Source organism: Herbaspirillum huttiense (genome assembly GCF_004367745.1).
Lineage (GTDB): Bacteria > Pseudomonadota > Gammaproteobacteria > Burkholderiales > Burkholderiaceae_D > Herbaspirillum > Herbaspirillum huttiense.
This window is the reverse complement of sequence record NZ_CP037993.1, coordinates 698,230-718,587: the sequence shown is the minus strand read 5'-3', so window position 1 is coordinate 718,587 and position 20,358 is coordinate 698,230. Positions and strand designations below refer to the sequence as shown.

General features: G+C 61.4%; 19 protein-coding genes. 8 read left to right on the top strand and 11 right to left on the bottom strand.

The window, feature by feature from the left end; all coding sequences use genetic code 11:
- The first annotated feature begins 124 nt into the window (after positions 1–124).
- The 3 genes from E2K99_RS03265 (at position 125) to E2K99_RS03255 (ending at position 3,223) form a co-directional block, all read left to right on the top strand.
- Positions 125–1,414, top strand: coding sequence for an MFS transporter (locus tag E2K99_RS03265; RefSeq protein WP_134221337.1), 1,290 nt, complete (start codon positions 125–127; stop codon positions 1,412–1,414).
- 95 nt (positions 1,415–1,509) lie between these two features.
- Positions 1,510–2,235: an SDR family NAD(P)-dependent oxidoreductase gene (locus tag E2K99_RS03260; RefSeq protein ID WP_134221336.1), complete on the top strand. Its 726-nt coding sequence runs from the start codon at positions 1,510–1,512 to the stop codon at positions 2,233–2,235.
- A 193-nt stretch (positions 2,236–2,428) separates the two neighbouring features.
- Positions 2,429–3,223 carry an IclR family transcriptional regulator gene (locus E2K99_RS03255; protein WP_034340063.1) on the top strand — a complete coding sequence of 265 codons (795 nt, stop codon included), beginning with the start codon at positions 2,429–2,431 and terminating at the stop codon, positions 3,221–3,223.
- 27 nt (positions 3,224–3,250) lie between these two features.
- Here the strand turns inward: E2K99_RS03255 and E2K99_RS03250 are convergent, their stop codons facing one another.
- Together E2K99_RS03250 and E2K99_RS03245 are read right to left on the bottom strand one after the other, a co-directional pair.
- On the bottom strand, positions 3,251–4,870 hold the full coding sequence (locus E2K99_RS03250; protein ID WP_134221335.1) for an alkaline phosphatase D family protein: 1,620 nt from the start codon (positions 4,868–4,870) through the stop codon (positions 3,251–3,253).
- 242 nt (positions 4,871–5,112) lie between these two features.
- Positions 5,113–5,943 (bottom strand): oxidoreductase, encoded by an 831-nt coding sequence (locus tag E2K99_RS03245; protein ID WP_134221334.1) that lies wholly within the window; start codon positions 5,941–5,943, stop codon positions 5,113–5,115.
- 205 nt (positions 5,944–6,148) lie between these two features.
- On the opposite strand from E2K99_RS03245, the gene E2K99_RS03240 reads away from it, so the two are divergent.
- From E2K99_RS03240 to E2K99_RS03230, 3 genes are all read left to right on the top strand, one after another.
- On the top strand, positions 6,149–7,051 hold the full coding sequence (locus E2K99_RS03240; RefSeq protein ID WP_039789553.1) for an AraC family transcriptional regulator: 903 nt from the start codon (positions 6,149–6,151) through the stop codon (positions 7,049–7,051).
- 239 nt (positions 7,052–7,290) lie between these two features.
- Positions 7,291–8,493 (top strand): ammonium transporter, encoded by a 1,203-nt coding sequence (locus E2K99_RS03235; protein WP_039789938.1) that lies wholly within the window; start codon positions 7,291–7,293, stop codon positions 8,491–8,493.
- Between the two features lie 357 nt (positions 8,494–8,850).
- Positions 8,851–9,606 (top strand): hypothetical protein, encoded by a 756-nt coding sequence (locus E2K99_RS03230; protein WP_134221333.1) that lies wholly within the window; start codon positions 8,851–8,853, stop codon positions 9,604–9,606.
- A gap of 16 nt (positions 9,607–9,622) precedes the next feature.
- On the opposite strand, the gene E2K99_RS03225 is transcribed toward E2K99_RS03230, so the two are convergent.
- The 3 genes from E2K99_RS03225 to E2K99_RS25790 form a co-directional block, all read right to left on the bottom strand.
- Positions 9,623–10,651, bottom strand: coding sequence for a methionine synthase (locus E2K99_RS03225; RefSeq protein ID WP_134221332.1), 1,029 nt, complete (start codon positions 10,649–10,651; stop codon positions 9,623–9,625).
- Between the two features lie 26 nt (positions 10,652–10,677).
- Positions 10,678–11,661: a DUF1852 domain-containing protein gene (locus E2K99_RS03220; protein WP_134221331.1), complete on the bottom strand. Its 984-nt coding sequence runs from the start codon at positions 11,659–11,661 to the stop codon at positions 10,678–10,680.
- Positions 11,662–11,961: 300 nt separating this feature from the next.
- Positions 11,962–12,399, bottom strand: coding sequence for a hypothetical protein (locus tag E2K99_RS25790; protein WP_240733844.1), 438 nt, complete (start codon positions 12,397–12,399; stop codon positions 11,962–11,964).
- A 242-nt stretch (positions 12,400–12,641) separates the two neighbouring features.
- On the opposite strand from E2K99_RS25790, the gene E2K99_RS03210 reads away from it, so the two are divergent.
- On the top strand, positions 12,642–13,340 hold the full coding sequence (locus E2K99_RS03210) for a GAF domain-containing protein (protein WP_409025222.1): 699 nt from the start codon (positions 12,642–12,644) through the stop codon (positions 13,338–13,340).
- A 53-nt stretch (positions 13,341–13,393) separates the two neighbouring features.
- Here E2K99_RS03210 and E2K99_RS03205 read toward each other — a convergent pair whose 3' ends face one another.
- From E2K99_RS03205 to E2K99_RS03190, 4 genes are all read right to left on the bottom strand, one after another.
- The gene (locus tag E2K99_RS03205; protein WP_240733843.1) at positions 13,394–15,151 is read right to left on the bottom strand and encodes a putative bifunctional diguanylate cyclase/phosphodiesterase; all 1,758 of its coding nucleotides are present in this window, start codon (positions 15,149–15,151) and stop codon (positions 13,394–13,396) included.
- A 51-nt stretch (positions 15,152–15,202) separates the two neighbouring features.
- A complete protein-coding gene (locus tag E2K99_RS03200; protein ID WP_420840866.1) occupies positions 15,203–16,753 on the bottom strand; it encodes a methyl-accepting chemotaxis protein in 1,551 nt (516 codons plus the stop codon).
- Between the two features lie 394 nt (positions 16,754–17,147).
- Positions 17,148–18,308, bottom strand: coding sequence for a zinc-dependent alcohol dehydrogenase (locus E2K99_RS03195; protein ID WP_134221328.1), 1,161 nt, complete (start codon positions 18,306–18,308; stop codon positions 17,148–17,150).
- A gap of 67 nt (positions 18,309–18,375) precedes the next feature.
- The gene (locus E2K99_RS03190) at positions 18,376–18,564 is read right to left on the bottom strand and encodes a hypothetical protein (protein WP_039789501.1); all 189 of its coding nucleotides are present in this window, start codon (positions 18,562–18,564) and stop codon (positions 18,376–18,378) included.
- 330 nt (positions 18,565–18,894) lie between these two features.
- Here E2K99_RS03190 and E2K99_RS03185 point away from each other — a divergent pair, with 330 nt between their 5' ends.
- Positions 18,895–19,113: a hypothetical protein gene (locus tag E2K99_RS03185; RefSeq protein WP_134221327.1), complete on the top strand. Its 219-nt coding sequence runs from the start codon at positions 18,895–18,897 to the stop codon at positions 19,111–19,113.
- Positions 19,114–19,195: 82 nt separating this feature from the next.
- Here the strand turns inward: E2K99_RS03185 and E2K99_RS03180 are convergent, their stop codons facing one another.
- Entirely contained in the window at positions 19,196–19,426 is a 231-nt protein-coding gene (locus E2K99_RS03180) for a hypothetical protein (RefSeq protein ID WP_121042893.1), read from the bottom strand.
- A 400-nt stretch (positions 19,427–19,826) separates the two neighbouring features.
- On the bottom strand, positions 19,827–20,252 hold the full coding sequence (locus tag E2K99_RS03175) for a DUF4399 domain-containing protein (RefSeq protein WP_134221326.1): 426 nt from the start codon (positions 20,250–20,252) through the stop codon (positions 19,827–19,829).
- Between the last annotated feature and the right edge of the window lie 106 nt (positions 20,253–20,358).

Below are 20,358 nucleotides of genomic sequence, written 5' to 3'. Positions count from 1 at the left end.
GTCCTCAAGACTGCATCCTTGCATGACGCTTCGGCCAATGTCATCGACAGCGAGCTCCGCAATAGACGGAGCCGGCACGAAGCACGCCAATGACATTGACTCATTCACACTGGAGACGTAACCCATGGAAGTCCAAAAGGAAAAGAGCCCCCGGCTCAAACGCATACAGCTCGTGGCACTGAGCTTCCTGATGCTGGCGGGCATCGTCAACTACCTGGACCGCAGCACGCTGTCCATTGCCAATCATTCGGTGAGCCAGGAGCTCAACCTCTCGGCCTCGCAGATGGGCCTGTTGCTGTCGGCCTTCTCGCTGGCCTATGCCTTCTCGCAACTGCCCATCGGCGCCATGCTCGACAAGTTCGGCGCGCGCGTGATGCTGGGCGCGGGCATGTTCGTCTGGTCGCTCGCGCAACTGGCGGGCGGCTTCGTCCATACGCTGCAGCAATTCCTGGTGGCGCGCGTGTTCCTCGGCCTGGGTGAAGCGCCGCAGTTCCCGGCAGGAGCCAAGGTGGTCTCCGAATGGTTCGCCATGCGCGAGCGCGGCGGCCCAACCGGCATCTTCGTGGCCTCCTCCACCATCGGCCCGGCACTGGCCCCACCGATCCTCACGATCCTGATGCTGTCCTTCGGCTGGCGCATGATGTTCATCATCATGGGCTTGCTCGGCATCGCCGTCTCAGTGGGCTGGTACCTGTTTTACCGGAATCGCAACGAAGTCCAGCTCACGCCTTCCGAAGTGCTCTATCTCGCCGATGACCACGACCAGAATCCCAACGCCAATGCCAAGCTGAGCTGGGCCGAATGGAAGAGTCTGTTCACCTACCGCACCACTTGGGGCATGCTGTTCGGCTTCATGGGCGTGATCTACATGGTGTGGCTGTACCTCACCTGGCTGCCCGCCTACCTGGAACATGAACGCCATCTCTCCATCGCCCGCACCGGCTGGGTGGTGGTGATCCCCTACATCTTCGGCACGCTGGGCATGCTCTCCTCGGGCTATATCGCCGATGGCCTGATGAAGCGCGGCATGCCCGCCATCCGCAGCCGCAAGTGGCCGATCTGCGCGGGCCTGATCGGTGCCGGCGCCTTCACCATTCCGGCCGCCTACACGCCCAGCACTACCATGGCCATCGTCTACATCTCGCTGGCCATGGCCTTCGTGAACATGGCCTCCGGCGGTGCCTGGGCGCTGGTGTCGGTGGCCATTCCGCGCCGCCTGGTGGCCTCGCTGGGCAGCATGCAGAACTTCGGCGGCTATCTCGGTGGCTCGCTGGCCCCCGTCATCACGGGCGTGGTGGTGGACCAGACGCACTCCTTCGTCAATGCCCTGCTGATCAGTGCCGCCGTGGCCTTTGCCGCTGCGCTGGTCTACATGTTCGTGGTGGACAAACCGATCGAGGCGCACGCCGCATGACGCAATGCTTCATGCCCCAGTAGCCTGACCCGATGCCGCCGCCCGCTGGTAGCGGCATCCAGCCAGTCTCCTGCCACTCACCAGAAGGAACTTTCATGAGCTTCATTCCCGACCTGCTTCAGGGCAAGACCGCCCTCGTGACCGGCGGCACCCAAGGCATCGGCGCAGCCGTTGCACGCCAGCTCGCCGCACTGGGCGCACGCGTCATCGCTGCCGGCCTGCCGCCCTTTGCGCATGCGCCATTCGAGGGCAGCGGCATCACCCTGGCGGAGATGAATGTGGCCAGCGAAGACAGCGTACGCAATGTGCTGAGCGGTCTCACGCAACTCGATATCGTGGTCAACTGCGCCGGCATCATCAAGCGCGGCGAGGAACTGGAAACGGATGTCTTCGAGCAGGTCATCGCCGTAAACCTCACCGGCACCATGCGCGTCTGCGCTGCCAGCCGCGCATTGCTGAAGCAATCCGGTGGCTGCATCGTCAATACCGCGTCCATGCTCAGCTTCTTCGGCGGCGGACTGGTGCCGGGCTACAGCGCCAGCAAGGGCGGCGTGGCGCAGCTGACCAAGTCGCTGGCCATCGCCTATGCGGCTGACGGCATCCGCGTCAATGCGGTAGCCCCCGGCTGGATCGCCACGCCGCTGACCCAGGCCCTGCAGGATGACCCGGTGCGTGCCGGCCCCATCCTCGCGCGTACGCCGCTGGGCCGCTGGGGCAAGCCGGAAGACATCGGCAATGTCGTGGCCTTCCTGTGTTCACCGGCGGCCTCCTTCATGACCGGCGCCATCGTACCGGTCGATGGCGGCTACCTGGTGGCCTGAGGCCAACGCAATCTTTTCACGTGCAATGCCATTTGCCCGCGCCGGCTCCAGACGGCGCGGGATTTTTTGCATATGGGCTCGGCTATAATCTGGCGCGAATTCGGTACAGAATTCTGTACGGATTTCCGTACTGAATCTTGTACGCAATCCTGCCCCTGTCCTTGATCCACTCCTGCCCCACGATCCCGCGCTCATGCCCGACCACGACAAACAAGCTGACGACAACAAGATCGCGGGCACTGCCGCCTTCTCCAAGTTCATGGCGGTGCTGCAGCTGATCGCCGATCAGGAAGCGCCGCTCTCCATTGCGCAACTGGCGGCGCTGTCGGGCTATCCGCGTCCGACGGTGTATCGCATCCTGGGCGCGCTGATGGCCGAGGGCATGGTGGTGGAAAACCCGCGCAGCAAGCAGTATGAAGTCGGGCCACGTCTCATCCATCTGGCCAGCCGCGCCTGGGACCGCAGTGACATCCGCACCACGGCCATCGAGTCGCTGCGCCAGCTGCGCGACATCACGCGCGAGACGGTACACCTGGCCGTGCCCAGCGATCACAGCATGGTCTACATCGAGAAACTGGAAAGTCCGCAAGCCGTGCGCATGGATTCGCGCATCGGCACGCGCGTGACCTTGTATTCGAGTTCGGTGGGGAAAGCCTATCTGGCCGGGCTGGCGCAAGCGCAGCGCGAACGCCTGATGCGCACGCTGCATCTGGAAGCCTTCACATCCAACACACACACCACGCTGGAGGCGCTGCGCGCCGATGTCGAAGAGACCCACACGCGCGGCTACGCCGAAGATCGTGAAGAAAACGAAGCGCAGATTTTTTGTTACGGTGCTGCCATCGTCGGTGCCGATGGCGTGCCGGTGGCCTGCGTGAGCGTGAGCATTCCGCTCTATCGCCGCCTGCCCGATGCGCAGCAGGCGTATGTGACACCGCTGCTGCAAGCCTGCGCGAACATCTCGCGCAAGCTTGCCGGACCGGGCTGAGTCCGGTCCGATTCGCTCCGCACGCGATCAGGCCTCGGGCGGCAATTCCACCTTGTAGATTTCCTTGCCGTCGGTGTTGTGCAGCGTGACGGTGAGGGTCTTGCTCCTGGCGTCGATCTTGCCGATGCCGAAGAATTGCAGCAGCTCGACCGGCGAACGGTTCTGCTTCATGTCCGCCGGGATGCTGACGAAACGCACATCCGGACCAAAGGTGCGATCGATCTCGCCCGGCCCGAAGGTCCCCGCATTGATGGGGCCGCCGACGAATTCCCAGAAGGGCTTGAAGTCGGTGAACTGCGCACGCTCGGGCGCGTAGTGCGTGGCTGATGCGTAGTGCACATCGGCGGTCACCCACACCACGTTCTTGATGTCGTGCTGCTTGATGAAGCGCAGCAGTTCGGCTACTTCCAGTTCGCGCCCGGAGGGCTTGCCGTTGTCGGCATTGGCCCAGGCCTCGAAGGTGCCTTGGGGCACATCCGGGTTCAGGTCCGGCACCACGATGGAGATCGGCATGTCGCTGGCGATGAGCTTCCAGGTCGAGCGCGAACGCAGCAGCGCCTGCTTGATCCAGCGCATCTGCTCGGGGCCGAGGAAATCGGCGTCGTGGCCGCCCTTCTGGCGGTTGGGAGAATTGCGGCCGCGATAGCTGCGCTCGTCCAGCATGAACACGTCCAGCAGCGGACCGTGGTTGAAGGCGCGGTAGATGCGGAAAGGATCGGCGCTGTCGATGCGGAAGGGATTGTGTTCGAACATGGCCTGGCGCGCGCGGGCGGCGAGCACGTCGATGTTGCGTTCGTCGTAGCGCTTTTCGGCGGCACCGATCACCTGGCCGGGATACCAGTTGTTGCGGACTTCGTGGTCATCCCACTGCACCAGGAAGGGCACCTCGGCGGCGAAGCGGCGCTTGTTGGCGTCCAGCATGTTGTAGGCGAAGTTGCCGCGATAGTCGTCCAGCGTCTGCGCGACCTTGGATTTGGCTTCGGTCACCACGTTGCGCCACAGCGTTCCGTCCTCCAGCTTCACTTCGGCCTGGATGGGACCATCGGCATAGATCTGGTCGCCCGAGTGGATGAAGAAATCCGGACGGAAGCGGCGCATGCTTTCATATACGCGATAACCGCCCCACTGTTCGTTGATGCCCCAGCCCTGGCCGGCTTCGTCGCCCGAGAAGGCGAAGGTGATGTCGCGCGCCTGGGCAGGCGTGGTGGCGGGCAGCATGAGGCTGCCGGTCAGCGGTTCGCTCAGGGCGGACTCATGCACCAGGTCCTGGAAGCGCACGCGGTAGTAGAGACGCTGACCGGCCGGCAGGCCGCGCAGGTCGACGCGGGCAGTGTAGTCCTCACGCGCCAGTGCGGTGGGACCGGCGATGCGCACCGGGTTGCTGAAATCCTCGCGGGTGGAATACTCGACCAGCATGCGCGCATTGCGGTCGGCGCGCGCCCAGATCATGGCGCTGTCGCGGGTGACATCGCCGCTCATGATGCCGCCGGGGAATTGCGGGCGCAGGCGCTCGGAAGTGACGATGGCGGGGGCAGCGGAAAAGGCGGCCGGTGCGGCCAAGGTGGTAGTGGCGGCAATCGTCGTGACTGCGCTGTCGCGCAGGAAGCGGCGGCGGCTGTGGTCGGCTGGCGGGTTGCGGTCTGGCATGGCGACTCCTGTGAGGGTGAGGGAAAGAGTGACGAAGACACGGGGGCTTGCAATCTAGCAACCGAATATGACCGTCCGATGAAACCCTGCTGACCAGTCCTGACCGCAGAAACATGCAGCGCTCTTCTCGTAAAAAATGCGGCCCTAGGGCCGCATGATCTCGCCTCTTCCCGATGGATAGTGTCGGGATCGATCCAGGCATCACACTATCTCAACGACATCGGACTCTCACGCAAGATCGTTCACCGGAAATCCGTTGATGCCGAGATCGTTTCCCATGCGTCGATTTCCTCGCCCATCCGCGCCAGCTTTTCGCGCACCAGCTTGACGGCATCGCTGCCCAGCAGGAGATGGACCGGCGCGTTGGCATCGCCGGCAATGTCGAGGATCACCTGCGCCGCCTTGGCCGGGTCGCCGAGCTGGTGTCCGCTCTTGGCCTGGCGTGCCGCACGGATCGGATCGATCACGGCATCGTAATCCGCAATGCTGCGGGGCGAGCGCACCATGGAACGCCCTGCCCAGTCGGTACGGAAGGAACCGGGCGCCACGGCGGTGACCTTGATGCCGAACGCCGCCACTTCCTTGGCCAGGGTCTCGGAAATGCCTTCCAGGGCGAACTTGCTGCCGCAGTAATAGGCGATACCCGGCATGGTGATGAATCCCCCCATGGAGGTGATGTTGATGATGTGGCCGCTGCGTCTTGCGCGCATGGTGGGCAGCACGGCCTTCATCATGGCCACGGCACCAAACACGTTGACATCGAACTGGTGCCGCATCTCTTCAAGCGAGGATTCTTCGAGCGCGCCTTCATGTCCATAGCCGGCGTTGTTGATCAGCACATCCACCGGAGCCAGGTGTTCGGCCACCGCAGCAATGGCGGGGAAATCGGTCACATCGAGAACGATGGCCGTCGCCCGTGCGGGATCAAGCTGCTCGAATTGCTCTTTGGCGGCTTGGCTGCGTACTGTGCCTGTTACTGAATGGCCAGCCTGCAGGGCAGCATCCGCCAGCGCCCGGCCAAAGCCCGAGCTCACGCCCGTAATCAGGAAATGCAATGTCTTGCAATTTTTCATGGGAATCCTTTTAGCTCCTTGATGGTGGCCTCTCCCGGAGGCCGAAGCAGCTTCCCGACGCAGAGGACGATGGGTGCCATCATAGGCAGGACTCCACAAATCCACCATGTCGGTTAGCATGTGGTGTTTGCCTAAAACTATGAGATTGCCCATGTCGGCAAGCACGAAGAAATCCGCGCAGAAAAAATCGAATGCGCACCAGCGCATGGTGCAGCTGCTCACCGAGCTCGCCCCTGACGAGGGCTACAACCTGTCGCTGCTGCCGGATGTGCGCTTCCTCAGGTCCAACCGTGCATTGAGTGAAACGCCGGTCCTCTATGAGCCGGGCATCGTGGTGGTCGTGCAGGGACGCAAGCGTGGATTCCTCGGCGGGCAAACCTATCTCTATGATGCCCGTCACTACCTGGCTGTTTCGGTACCCGTCCCGTTCACGATGGAAACCGACGCCACAGAGAAGACGCCTTTGCTGGCGATCTATTTCCGGCTGGATTTTCAGCTGCTGGCTGAAGTGCTGGTGCAGATGGACGATGCCGACCTCTCCGCCCATCCGCAGACCATGTTCGCGACCCGGATGGATGCCAGCATGTCCGCCTCCGTGCTGCGTTTTCTGGAAGCGATGCGGGTGCCGATGGAAGCCAGGATCCTGGGCCGTTCACTGGTGAAGGAGATCTACCTGCGGGTACTCACGGGCCGGCAAGGTGCCTCCATGCGCGCCGCACTGCGCACTGACGGGCAGTATGGAAAAGTCGCCAGGGCCATCAGGAAGATCCATGCCGCCTACGCGGACAAACTGGATGTGGAGCAGCTCGCGCACGAGGCCGGAATGAGTCCGCCTTCCTTCCATGCGCATTTCAAGGCGGTCACCGCTACCTCGCCGATGCAATACCTGAAATCGACGCGCCTGCATCAGGCGCGACTGCTGATGCTGCGCAATGGCCTGACGGTGGCCGAAGCCAGCGCACGCGTCGGCTACGAGAGTGCATCCCAGTTCAGCCGCGAATTCAAACGCCTGTTCGACCTGCCGCCGACGCAAGAGGTGGCGCGGATGAAGGATGCGTATGCGCTGCCCGATCCGGAACCGTCGGCGCTGTTCGTGTCATCGCACTGACTCGGCTCTCAGGGAGCATTCTGAAGCCCGGCAGCTCTGCGCACCAAAATGCAGCCGGCCTTTGAAGGCGCGCCTCGTCTTGCACACTCTTCGTGCGGCCAAAAGAATGGATATAGGCTGATGCACCTGAAAAGTTCTTTAAAATCAGCCAACTGCAAAATAATCACCAAAATGGAACGGAAATTGCTTTAGTCGTGGCTTTCAAGCATTTCCTTGCACACTTTTTGGGAGATTTTCTGGTGGACGATCACAAAAACGGCGCAGACGCCCTCTTCATTTTGCTGGGGGCGATCATGATCCTGGCCATGCATGCCGGCTTTGCCTTCCTGGAACTGGGGACGGTGCGCAAGAAGAACCAGGTCAATGCCCTGGTGAAGATCCTGGCCGACTTTGCGGTGTCGACCATCGTCTATTTCTTCATCGGCTATTACGTGGCTTACGGCGTGAGCTTCTTTGCCGGTGCCGAAACGCTGGCCGAGCGCAGCGGTTTCGAGCTGGTGAAATTCTTCTTCTTGCTGACCTTCGCGGCGGCCATCCCGGCGATCATCTCGGGCGGCATTGCCGAGCGTTCCAAATTCAATCCGCAGCTGATCGCCACGGCGGTGCTGGTGGGACTGGTCTATCCCTTCTTCGAGGGCATCGCGTGGAACCAGCACCTGGGCGTGCAAGCCTGGCTGGCGGCCACCTTCGGCGCCGAGTTCCATGACTTCGCCGGCTCCATCGTGGTCCACGCGGTGGGTGGCTGGATCGCGCTGCCGGCGGTCCTGCTGCTGGGCGCACGCCGTGGCCGCTACAGCAAGGAAGGCGCGGTGGCGGCGCATCCGCCCTCCAACATTCCTTTCCTGGCCTTGGGTGCGTGGATTCTGACGGTGGGATGGTTCGGCTTCAACGTGATGAGCGCGCAGACCTTGGACAAGATGAATGGCCTGGTCGCCATGAATTCGCTCATGGCCATGGCCGGCGGCACGCTGGTGGCGCTGCTGATGGGCCGCAACGATCCCGGCTTCGCCTACAACGGCCCGCTGGCCGGCCTGGTGGCGGTGTGCGCCGGCTCGGACCTGATGCATCCGCTGGGTGCACTGGTTACCGGCGGCATTGCGGGGGCGATTTTCGTGTGGATGTTCACCCGCACCCAGAACAAGTGGAAGATCGACGATGTGCTGGGCGTGTGGCCGCTGCATGGCTTGTGCGGACTGTGGGGCGGACTGGCGGCGGGCATCTTCGGCTTGCAGGCGCTGGGCGGACGCGGTGGCGTGTCGTTCATGTCGCAGCTCATCGGCAGCATCATGGGAATCGCCATTGCGGCAGCGGGCGGATGGATCGTCTATGGCTTGCTGAAGAAGGCAGTGGGGATACGGCTGGATCCGGAGCAGGAATTTGAAGGGGCGGATTTGGCCATTCACAAGATTTCTTCTACGGCGGAGAGGGAGACCAGCTGGTAAGACGGTGACAAGCAACAATGAAATCTGGCGAGCCCATTCGAATCGATCGGACTCCTCGGGACTGAAATAAAACTACCATCACCAAAGCGTCGACGCTTTTGAAAAGGCCACCATTCGGTGGCCTTTTCATATGGAAAATCGATTGCAGCCAGGCCCCCATCTGCCTCTCTCAAGGAGTGGTCAATGCACCGATCCGAATGAGAATGATCAGTCAGTGATTTGAAAGCCAGAGGCCGTATGATCGCTGCAGCTGTTTTGCCATCACAGCACTATCAATGCATTGACCGCATACATCTGCGCGACAACAATTGCACAACAACAACAACAACAACAACAACGACCTCACGAGGATACTCGATGATAAAAACCCGTCCCATCATCGGCTATTTTGCTGCCAGCGCATCTCTGCTGTGCGCCAGTGCCAGTTACGCCCAAACTGCCGATGCGCCATCGTTGCAGGAGGGTGATGCCTGGGTCTATCAAGCCACCGAAGAACAAAACACGGCAGGCATACTCGGCTCTACCACCAAGAAATGGGACGTCGCCATTGTCCGCTCCGGCAGCAAGACCATGGTCATTTCCGCCAAGGCGGAAGACTCCAATCTGCCACCCAAGGAATTGTTGCGCAATGCCGACTGGGCCGTGGTGCAAAACATCAATGGCAAGAATACCGTTACCAATCGTCCCTATGATTTCCCGCTCAAACCGGGCAAGACCTGGAAAGTGGAATACGATACCGCCAACCCTGATGCACGCACGAAGGTGCAGCACATCACCAAAAATTACACGGTCTTGGGCTGGGTCGATATCAAAGTACCGGCTGGTACCTACCATGCAATCAAAGTGGAAATGGAAGGCGAATGGAGCAAGGAATTCAATCCGACTGCCGCCGTCGCCACTTCCACCGTCACCAGCAGCCAGGCTGGTTCAGTGGCCATTTCCGCCAGCCGAAACGCCAGCACGCAACAGTCGGCCAGCGGCAGAATGTACGACGCGTTCTGGTATGTTCCCGAACTCAAAACTCACGTCAAGTTGATTACCGAAAACTACCAGGCTGGCGGTGCCTTGAATAAACGCGTGACCGAAGAATTGGCAGCATCACCAGTACATTGATCTGCTCGCGCAAATTTCAAGCATCCAACTCCCTGCGCACCATCTCCGCCCCAGCCCTCAACGCACTGAGCTTGCCGCGCGCCACTTCACGCGGCAAGGGTGCCATCCCGCAATTGGTACTCGGATACAGCTTGTCCGCCGCCACGAACTGCAAAGCCCGGCGCAATGTCGCCGCCACTTCCTCCGGCGTCTCGATCGCGTGACTGGCCACATCGATGGCACCGACCATCACCTTCTTGCCGCGAATCAGTTCAATCAGGTCCATCGGCACGCGCGCGTTGTGGCATTCCAGCGAGACGATGTCGATGTTGGAAGCCTGCAGCTTGGGGAAGGTCTCCTCATACTGCCGCCACTCCGACCCCAGCGTCTTCTTCCAGTCGGTATTGGCCTTGATCCCGTAGCCATAGCAGATGTGCACGGCAGTCTCGCACTTGAGTCCTTCGATGGCACGCTCCAGCGCAGCTACGCCCCAGTCGTTGACCTCATCGAAGAAGACATTGAAGGCCGGTTCATCGAACTGGATGATGTCCACCCCCGCCGCCTCCAGCTCGCGCGCTTCCTGGTTGAGGATCGTGGCGAATTCCCAGGCCAGTTTCTCGCGGCTCTTGTAGTGATTGTCGTAGAGCGTGTCGATCATCGTCATGGGGCCGGGCAGCGCCCACTTGATCGGCTGTTCGGTCTGGCTGCGCAGGAAGCGCGCATCTTCCACGAACACCGGCTTCTGGCGCGATACCGCCCCCACCACCGTGGGCACGCTGGCGTCATAGCGATTGCGGATGCGTACCGTCTCGCGCTTTGCAAAATCCACGCCGTCGAGATGCTCGATGAAGGTGGTCACGAAATGCTGGCGCGTCTGCTCGCCATCACTGACGATGTCGATGCCGGCATGCTGCTGCTCCTGCAGCGACAGGCGCAGCGCATCGCGCTTGGCTTCCTGCAGTTCATCGCCCTGCAGTTTCCAGGGCGACCAGAGTTTCTCGGGCTCGGCCAGCCAGACGGGTTTCGGCAGGCTGCCGGCGGTGGAGGTGGGCAATAATTTTTTCACGGTGGAGAACCTTGCAGGTGGAGAGTTCAATGAGCGCCGGCACGCGACCATTGTTCGAGTACGGCGCGATACGGCTTGATGAAATGTTCTTCGGCGAAGCGGCCCTGCTGGACCGCCAGACGGCTGCGCTCCTCGCGGTCATAGACGATGCGTGTGACGGAATAGTCCTCATGCTGCAGGCTGGGCCGGTAAGTCTTGCCGGCCGCGGAATTGGCGTTGTAGATCTCGGGGCGATAGATCTTCTGGAAGGTCTCCATCGTGCTGATGGTGCCGATCAGTTCCAGGTTCGTGTAGTCACGCAGCAGGTCGCCGCTGAAGTAGAAGGCCAGCGGCGCGGCGCTGTCGGGGGGCATGAAGTAGCGCACCGTCAGGCCCATCTTGGCGAAGTAGGCGTCGGTCAGCGAGCTTTCGTTTTGCAGGTACTCCACACCCAGCACCGGATGCAGGTTCTCCGTGCGCTCATAGGTCTTGCTGCTGGCCACGCTGAGGCAGATCACCGGTGGCTTGCTGAAGTGCTGGCGGTAGGCGGGAGAAGCGACGAAGCGCTTGAACAGGTTGCCATGCAGTTCGCCGAAATGATCGGGGACGCTGAAGGCGGACTGCTGCTTCGTGTGCTCCAGCAGCACCACGCTGAAATCGTAATCGCGCACATAGGAAGAAAAATTGTTGCCAACGATGCCCTCGATGCGCCCACCCGTGTGGTGATCCACGATGTTGGTCTTGAGCACCTCGATCAGCGGCAGCGCCTGTGCAGTGTCCTGTCCCGCCATCCCCATTTCCACGGAGATGATGTCCAGCTCCACTGCGTAGCGGTCGGCCTTGGGATTGTCCCAGTGCGCCAGCGCATTGAAGCGGTTGTTGATCATGCGGAAGGTATTGCGCAGGTTCTCCCGACGCTGCGCGCCCCGCGCCAGGTTGGCGAAGTTGGTCGTAATGCGCGTGTTGTCGCCGGGACGATAGTCCTCGTCGAAACAGATGCTCTTGATGGCAAATGAGAAGTCGTTGCTCATGATGTGTCTGCGCCCCTTTGCGGAAATCGAATCTGCAAGGCACGCGTCAATGATGAAGGCGGCGTGCGCAGCAGACTCGCTGCGGTCAATGTTCAGGCTGGATTTTATGTCGCTGCATCCATGAATAAAAATGATTTTATCTCATCGATCAATGAGATTCACTCATACGTCATTCTTCGCTGCGGCGCGCACAGGCAAAAAAAAGCCCCGCTCCTTGCGGAGCAGGGCTAACACCTTCTCGGGGGGATGAGAAGGCGGGACAGCGTTCCGGCACCGAAGGTGTGCCGGAGCAGTTGCGTTCTATGACTTGTCAGCCGTGGGCAACTGGCCGAAAAAGTCAGCCATGTTGCCTTCGGTCCAATCCTTCACCAGTTCGCCGTCGCACCACACCCGATAGGCATAGAGCCGATGCTCGTGAAGCCCGCCCAGCGCGCGGCTTTCAATCACGTAGGTCTGGTCGCCCACATTCATTTTCATCCGATGAGAAGCCGGGGCTACCCCGTTTTGCTTGCCCATGATCCTTCCCGTCTCTTTCCAACGCTTTGCCACCGCTCCCTGCCCAACCGTCCTGCCAGCCCCCCAAGGCTTGACGCAGGTCAGCTTCCTGACAGAAGGCTGGCGCTTGTCCGACATCTTTTCGCAAGGGGCACTACAATGCCCGCTTGGCATGACGTCACCCAAGATGACGCGGCGCAACACATTCCCGCCATGCGAGAATGTCGCCACCACAAGGAACACGTAAGCTCCTCTGACTACAGTATGAATCTCTGTTTATTTCATATTTTGCACACAGCAGATCCCACAGAAAGTGAAAAATACTAAAGAATCTATGATTCGTTGCATTTCTGCCATGCGAAAAAATATTAAATATGTGAAATATACAAATCCTACACCTGCACAGCTATACTTTTACAAGGATCAATCAAATGGGTCGAGCAGTACCATCTGATGACAAGGAGATGCCTCCTGGCGACCCGGCGATGACTTCGAGAGAAGCGGCCCGTCTGCTGGGGGTATCGATCACGACCGCCCAGATGTGGATGGAAAGCGGCATGCTGGCCTCTTGGAAAACCCCAGGCGGCCATCGGCGTACCCGGCTGAGTTCGGTCATGACCCTGCTCGGCCATCGTGAAGTGAAACAACCCGAGCCCACTGCCGGTCACGCTGGGCCACAGATCGAGGTTCCTTATCCGGTCAGCCCGAACGAGCCAGAACGTGCGCGCTTTGTTGAACAGACAATGGAAGACACACATTCCGAGGCCCGCTTTCATCGCCTGACATGGCTCGCCAGCGAACTGCTGGACGTACCCATTGCCCTGGTCACCTTCCTGACCACGGAGCTGCAGATCTTCCGGGCAGCACATGGCCTGAACATCACGTCCACGCCGCGCTCGTGGGCCTTCTGCAATTACGCCGTGATGCAGGAAGACATCTTCACCGTCTCCGACGCCACGAAGGACGCGCGCTTCGTCAACAATCCCATGGTCACCGGTGCGCCCTACATCCGCTTCTATGCCGGCATCCGCCTGATGTACCAGGGACGCGCGTTTGGCTCGCTGTGCGTGATCGATACCGAACCACGCATCCTGCGCGCCCACGAACGTCAGGCCCTGGAAGAACTGGCCGCGCTTGCCACCGACATCCTGTCGCTGCAACTGCTGGAAGCGAACCGGCAGTAATCCCCCGAGCAGCGCGCGGGCGTCAGCACACAAGTCCCGGCCCCAGGCGCTGCTCATTGCACCATCCCCAGCCATTCTTCCAGTTCCTCCGCCGGCATCGGCCGCGCAATCGCGTAACCCTGCGCGAAATCACAGCCCAGGTGATGCAGGATCTTCGCGGTGCGCTCGCTCTCCACGCCTTCGGCCACCACGCTGAACCCCAGCTGATGTGCCAGATGGATGATGGACGGCACGATCACCTGGTCGGCCTCATCCTCGGCCAGGCTGCGGATGAAGGAGCGGTCGATCTTCATGATGTCGGCCGGAATGCTCTTGAGGTAGGACAGGTTGCTGAAGCCGCTGCCGAAATCATCGATCGCGACCTGCACGCCCAGTTCACGAATGGCCTGCACGCGCTGGCGCACCACCTCGGGATTGCTGGCCATGGCGCTCTCGGTGAATTCGATCTCGATCAGGCCCGGCGGCACCGCATGCTGTTTCAGTTGCGATGCCAGCAGGCGCAAGAGCTCGTCGGACTCGAAATCGCGCGCCGAAGTATTGATCGCAACCGGCACCACCAGTCCGCGCGCATGCCATTGCGCCGCCTGTGCCACCGCATGGCGCACCACCCAGGCCGTGATCTGGCGAATCTGCGCCGTCTTCTCCGCCAGCGCGATGAACACCGCAGGAGAAATATGCCCCAGCACCGGGTGCTGCCAGCGGATCAGCGCCTCCACCCCGACGCAGCTGCCGTCGCGCAGGCGCACCTTGGGCTGGTAATGCAGGCTCAGTTCATCGGCGGCCGTGAAGGCCATCGGCAAGGCCGAGAGCAGCCAGAAGGCATTGCGCTGGTTTTCCGCATGCACCGATTCGAACTGGCGCGGGCATACGCCTTCTTTACGACTCACATCGATCACCGTCAGCAGCGCACGCACCACGTCGCTGCCGGCGATCTCGTCCACCGCCGGCAGCACCCCGATGGCGATGTCGAGCTGGTGCGGAATGCCGTGGATCTCCAGTGACTGCACGAACTGCTGACGCACGTTGGCGATATGTTCCTGCCGCTCTGCCGCGCTGCCGTCGTGAAGAAAGACGAAGGTGGTGGTCGTGACCCGATACACGGGCTGGCCGTCCAGCGCCTCGCACAGCGCACGGCTGACCTGCACCAGGAAGGACTCGGCATAATCCCAGCCGAGCGCCTTGACCATATCGAACAGATATTCACGTGAACAGACATCGATCCCGAGCGCTGCACAAGGGGCGCCGCCAACGCCCTGTACATGCGCCCGTGCGCGCAGCACTTCCATCAAGCGGGCGCGATTGGGCAAACTTGTCACATGGTCGGTATACCCGCGGTTGCGCAGCTGTTCCAGCCGCTCCATGACCATGGCCGCGAGCTGACCCAGGCGGTCCTGGTCGCTCGGACTGAAATACTGGCGCGGACGATGATCGATCAGGCACAGCGTGCCCAGCGCATGCCCCTGCGGCGACACCAGCGGCGCGCCCGCATAGAAGCGGATGTGCGGCGCACCGGTCACCAGCGGATTGTCGCGAAAGCGCGGATCCCGACGGGTATCGAGCACCACCAGACCACTGCGGGACAGGATGGCGTGGGCACAGAAGGACATCGAGCGCGGCGTCTCATGCGCCGGCAGTCCGGCACGCGACTTGAACCACTGGCGCTCTTCATCCACCAGCGACACCAGCGCGATCTCCACGCCGAACAGCGTGCGGGCCAGTTCGGTGATCTGGTCACAAGATTTGTCAGGCAGCGTGTCGAGCACGCAATAGCCCTGCAGCGCCGCCAGGCGGGTGCTTTCGTCGACGGGCAAGCGGGCCGGCACTGCGTAATGCGTGTGGTGGGTATTTTCAAAAAGCACGAATCAGCCCATCATCCGCGCGGCCGAGGCCAGCTTGAAAGTCGACACCAGGCGTGCCAGCGCACCTGCCTGCGAAGTGAGCGCCTCCGCTGCAGCAGCGGCCTGTTCCACCAGCGCCGAATTCTGCTGGGTGGCTTCATCCATGTGGCCGATCGCATCGTTGACCTGCTCGATGCCCTCGCTCTGCTCGCGGCTGGAGAGGCTGATCTCGGCGATCACGTCGGTCACCTTGCGCACGCTGGCGACGATCTCGTCCATGGTCTGGCCCGCCCCCTTGACCCGCCCGCTGCCACTCTCGACCTTTGCCACGGAGGCCCCGATCAGTTCCTTGATTTCCTTGGCCGCCGCTGCGCTGCGCTGGGCCAGCGTCCGCACTTCCGAGGCCACCACCGCAAAGCCGCGTCCGCCTTCACCGGCGCGTGCCGCCTCGACGGCTGCATTGAGCGCCAGGATGTTGGTCTGGAACGCGATGCCATCGATGACGCTGATGATGTCCACGATCTTGACCGAGGATTGACGGATGTCTTCCATCGTCGCCACCACCTCGCCCATCATGTTGCCGCCCGTGACCGCAATCTCCGAGGCCGAGGCCGCCAGGGTATTGGCCTGCTCCGCATTGGCCGCGCTCTGGCGTACGGCCGAGGTGATCTGCTCCATGGCGCTGGCGGTTTCTTCCAGCGAACTGGCCTGGCGTTCGGTGCGTCCGGACAGGTCCACATTGCCGGAGGCGATTTCGGTGGACGCGCGTTCGATGGCATCGGTCCCCTGCCGGACTTCGCCGACGATGGCGGCGAGGCTGTCGCGCATCATGCGCAGGGCATGCAGCAGGCTGCTCTGATCGTTGGGGCGCGTGGCCACGTCCACTGCCAGGTCGCCATGCGCAATGCGCTGTGCGATTTCCATGGCATAGGACGGCTCGCCACCGAGCTGGCGCAGCAGACCGCGCGTGATGACGAAGGCCACGGACGCCGCGATCAGGATTGCCACCACGGCCAACGTGGCGATCAGCTTCAGGGCATCGGTGGCGGAGCGCTCCGACTGCTCGCCCGCTGCCGTGCTCTGGCCAGCGATATCGGCGATGAGCTTGTTGATGTCGGCTACGATCTTGCGCCGCAAGGGGCTGCAATCATTGACCAGGAAACTGCGATAGGCCTCCATCGCTCCGCTCTCGCGATACTGGCGCGGACGCTTGAGTTCATCGGCCATCTGCAGCAAGCCCGTACGCACGGCGGCGAAATGCGGGTTGCCGGCCAGTCGCGTTTCCAGCTTCTGCAGTTCGGCGAGATACAGCGCCTTCTGTTCATCGACGATCTTCAGTTCGGTCTGCGCATCGGCATCGCTGAGAAAGACATAGGCATTGCGCGCGGCGATGCCGGTCTGGTCCAGCGCTTCGCGCGCCACGTAGAGCGGCGCCAGGCTCTCGTTCTGGACTTCATTGGCACGCTCGACGGAAGAGCGCAATCCATTGATGCCGACCATCGCCACCCCGACCAGCACCAGCATCATCACCAGCAAACTGGCGAACCCCAGGCTCAGCTTTGCGCCGATCTTCATGTTTGACAACGCCTTCATCTGCTTCCCCGACTAGCGTCATGCGACGCAAATATAAAAAATATGCAAATAATCACGAAACATCCCGAACTTTCGGTCGCATATTTCATAATTTTTGCAGTATTTACGCACACAAAGGTCTTACCAGCAAATGAAAATTGCGGCATTGTAGTATTTGCATCACGTCGTGAGTCATTTTGTTGTGTAAATGCGAGTTTGAGGCGGATCAGAGCATGCCAGGCGCTGGCCCGACGAGAAGGGAGAAGCGGTGCAGGCGGAACGGGACGTTCCGGATGGCTCACCAGAGGTGAGGAAAAAAATGAGCTAAAAGAACCGGCCACAAAAAAAGCGACCGGACAACCCGGTCGCTCGCGATGATCCTACCGCGCTGATTCCATCATGTAGTAAGCACCACCTTGCGGCACTCCTCGCGCTTTTCATTGAAGATGCGATAGCCCTCGGCCGCCTCCTCCAAGGGCAGGCGATGCGTGATGATCGCCTCCGGACGGAGCCAGCCATCCTCGATGCTGGCCAGCAGTTCGGGCATGTAGTGCTGCACGTGGGTCTGGCCGGTCTTGATGGTCAAGCCCTTCTCGAAGATATCGCCGAACAGGAAACCGTGGATGAACCCGGCATACACGCCCGGCACGCTCACCGTCCCGCCGCGCCGCACCGAGGCGATGCAATGGCGCAGTGCCTGGCCGCTGCTGCCTTCGAGCTTGAGATTGGTCATCGCGGTTTCCAGCACGCTGCCCTTGGCCTCGAAACCGACGGCATCGATCACCGCATCCACACCCCGGCCTGCGGTGTTGGCGATGATGGTTTCGGCGGGATCGGTGTGGTCGAAATTGATCGGGATGGCCTTGTATTGCTCCGCTGCGAAGCGCAGCCGGTAATCGTGGTGATCGACGATGAAAATCTTTTCCGCCCCGAGCATGCGCGCACAGGCAGCCGCCATCTGGCCAACCGGACCCGCACCGTAGATGGCCACGCTGGAGCCCTCACGCACACCGGCGTTCTTCACCGCCTGATACCCGGTCGGGAGAATGTCGCTCAGGAACAGTACCTGCTCATCGGCCAGCGGCGAGTCGATGCGGATGGGGCCGACATCGGCCTTGGGCACCCGTACATACTCCGCCTGCCCGCCGGGCATGCCGCCATAGAGGTGGCTGTAGCCAAACATGGCTGCGCCTGAACGGATGCCCTTGCCATTCATGATGGCACCGCGGTCAGGGTTGGTGGTTTCGCAGGCGGCATACAGGTGCTGATCGCAGAAGAAGCACTGGCCGCAGGCGATGACGAAGGGCACCACCACGCGGTCGCCTTTCTTGAGGCGTTTGACGCCGGGGCCGGTCTCGACCACCACGCCCATGAATTCATGGCCGAGGATATCGCCGGCCTTGGTGGCGGGAATCTTGCCGCGATACAGGTGCAGGTCGGAGCCGCAGATGGCGGTGGCGGTGACTTTCAGGATGATGTCGTCGGCCTCCTGAATGATGGGATCGGGAACGGACTCGACCCGCACGTCATGGGCGGAATGGTAGAGCAGTGCGCGCATGGGTTTTCCTTGATGAGCTGGTCACGGGCGGCGCGGGACGCGCCGGGTAATCGACAACGCGGATGCGTCAGCGCGGCGCGCGGGCATCGTCCTGCACGATGTCGAACTCGGGCTTGGCGATTTCCTTGTTGGCGTTATCGGTACTGGTTTCACGCGCCTCGACGTGATCACCGCGAGCGGGACGGTTGGTGGCCTCGCCACTGGATTGGGCAGGCGACGGATTTTCACGGGAAGGCAGTTTGGATTCGATAGCCATGCGGATCTCCTGGATGGAAAGAAAAACGGCGGAGAGTTCACACTAACCAACCCCGTCACGCATGACCATCAGCGCGCCACGCCTAGCCTTGTGGGCAGCGGCTGTCGGACGCGTCAGCGCGGCTTGATGAGCGCGCCCGCAGCCGGCAGAAACGAAGTCCCGGCTGCCGCACCTCCTGCATCGCTGTCAGCGAAGGTGGCCTGCACGCGCGGCACTGGCCGACATACACGGCGCGCTCGCCGCAGTAGCATCGTCAACGCCTTCCGTACTGCACCCTCCTCCCTGACGAGCGAGCGCGCAGTGCATCCATCCATGCACAAGGAGACCGCAATGACCGACGCACTGAACAAGCATACCCACCCCGCCAATACCTCCGGTCCGCAAGACCTGCAGGCCAACAACGCGCGCAGCGGTACCAATGAGCGCGACATGCTGGACCGTGGCGAGCAGACCGCGCCGGGCGACAGCGACAAGGCTGCCTCGCGCAACAAGCCGGAAGGCGACAATTACTCGGAGCAGGACATGCGGGAGAACAGCCCGCAGCTTTAAGAAGTGCCTCGTCTCTCTCCCCAAGGGAGGAAGACTGATCCAGTGAACAGATCAATGAAGCTCATCTGATCAATACCAGAGATCAATCCTCACGGTCGAACTCGGCCAGCACCATCTCCACCTGCAGGCACTGCAGTTTCAACTCTTTGATGGCCCGGCGATAGCGGCGGAAGTTGCGCCGCTCGGGTACACCTTCCCCACTCTTGCTGACCCGCACCACCTCATGCACGATGCCCTGCAGGATTGCTGCCGCCTGCTCGTGCGAGGCCTTGAGACGGTTCACTCCCTCGATCAGCGCTTGTTTCTTCTTCATGATGGAATCCTGTTTTTGCCGGTATGGCAGAGCGCCCGACGGGCGACGTTCCAGCCCGGCCATGCACATGCGATGCATTGAACAAGCCATTGAGTGATTTGCCCCGTGTTGGTTCCGGGGCTCGCCTCCCCCGCCTCCAGGCACACGATGACAGATTGATCGATGCAAGAGATGCGGCGGCATCCATTCATCGTTTCGATAGATAGGTGCGATACCTCTGCGTTCTCTGCTGCCGTGCTGCGAGCCGCCGCATCAAGAGCAAATTAAAAGGACTGAGCCCTGTGCAATGCAGAACTCAGTCCTTGAGGCCTTAACCGGCTATTGACCGTCCAACTTCATGGGGTCAGTTCACTGCGGGGCCCTTTTTGCCATGCCGGGACGGGCCCGTCCTTCGTGAGGACTACTTGACGGTGATGTTGATCCCGTGCGCCATCATGTGGCCGTACGAGCGGTGCTCGCCATCGGCGAACTGAGCCGTGAGCTTGTACTTGCCGGGAGGAAGCGTGACCATGGTTTCGGTCTGGCCGTCATCCAAGTGGATGTGGGTCTCGTCCTGCGGAATGACTTCGCCCTTCCCCACGGCACCGTGATTGATGAGCAGGTGATGATGCCCGGTGCCCTCCACCACCTTGCCCGCCGGGCGAGTGGTCATGGAATGCGCCGCCAGACGAACGCGGAACGGACTGGTCACGGTCTGCCCGGTCTTGGGTTCGAGGATGCTGAGCGTAGGCTCATCCGCACGGACGGGTGCGGCCTGCAAGGCCAGCATCAGCAGGCTGCCGCAAGTGGCGGTCAACAGGGTACGTCGGAAAACGGGGTTCAGCATGGTGGGCTCCTGGTGAGATGAAAGAAGAGGAATGACGTGCACATGGGGTGCATTTGGAGTGAACAGCGCGCGGAAGCGGGTCGCAGCGATCCGGCTGCGCTCATCC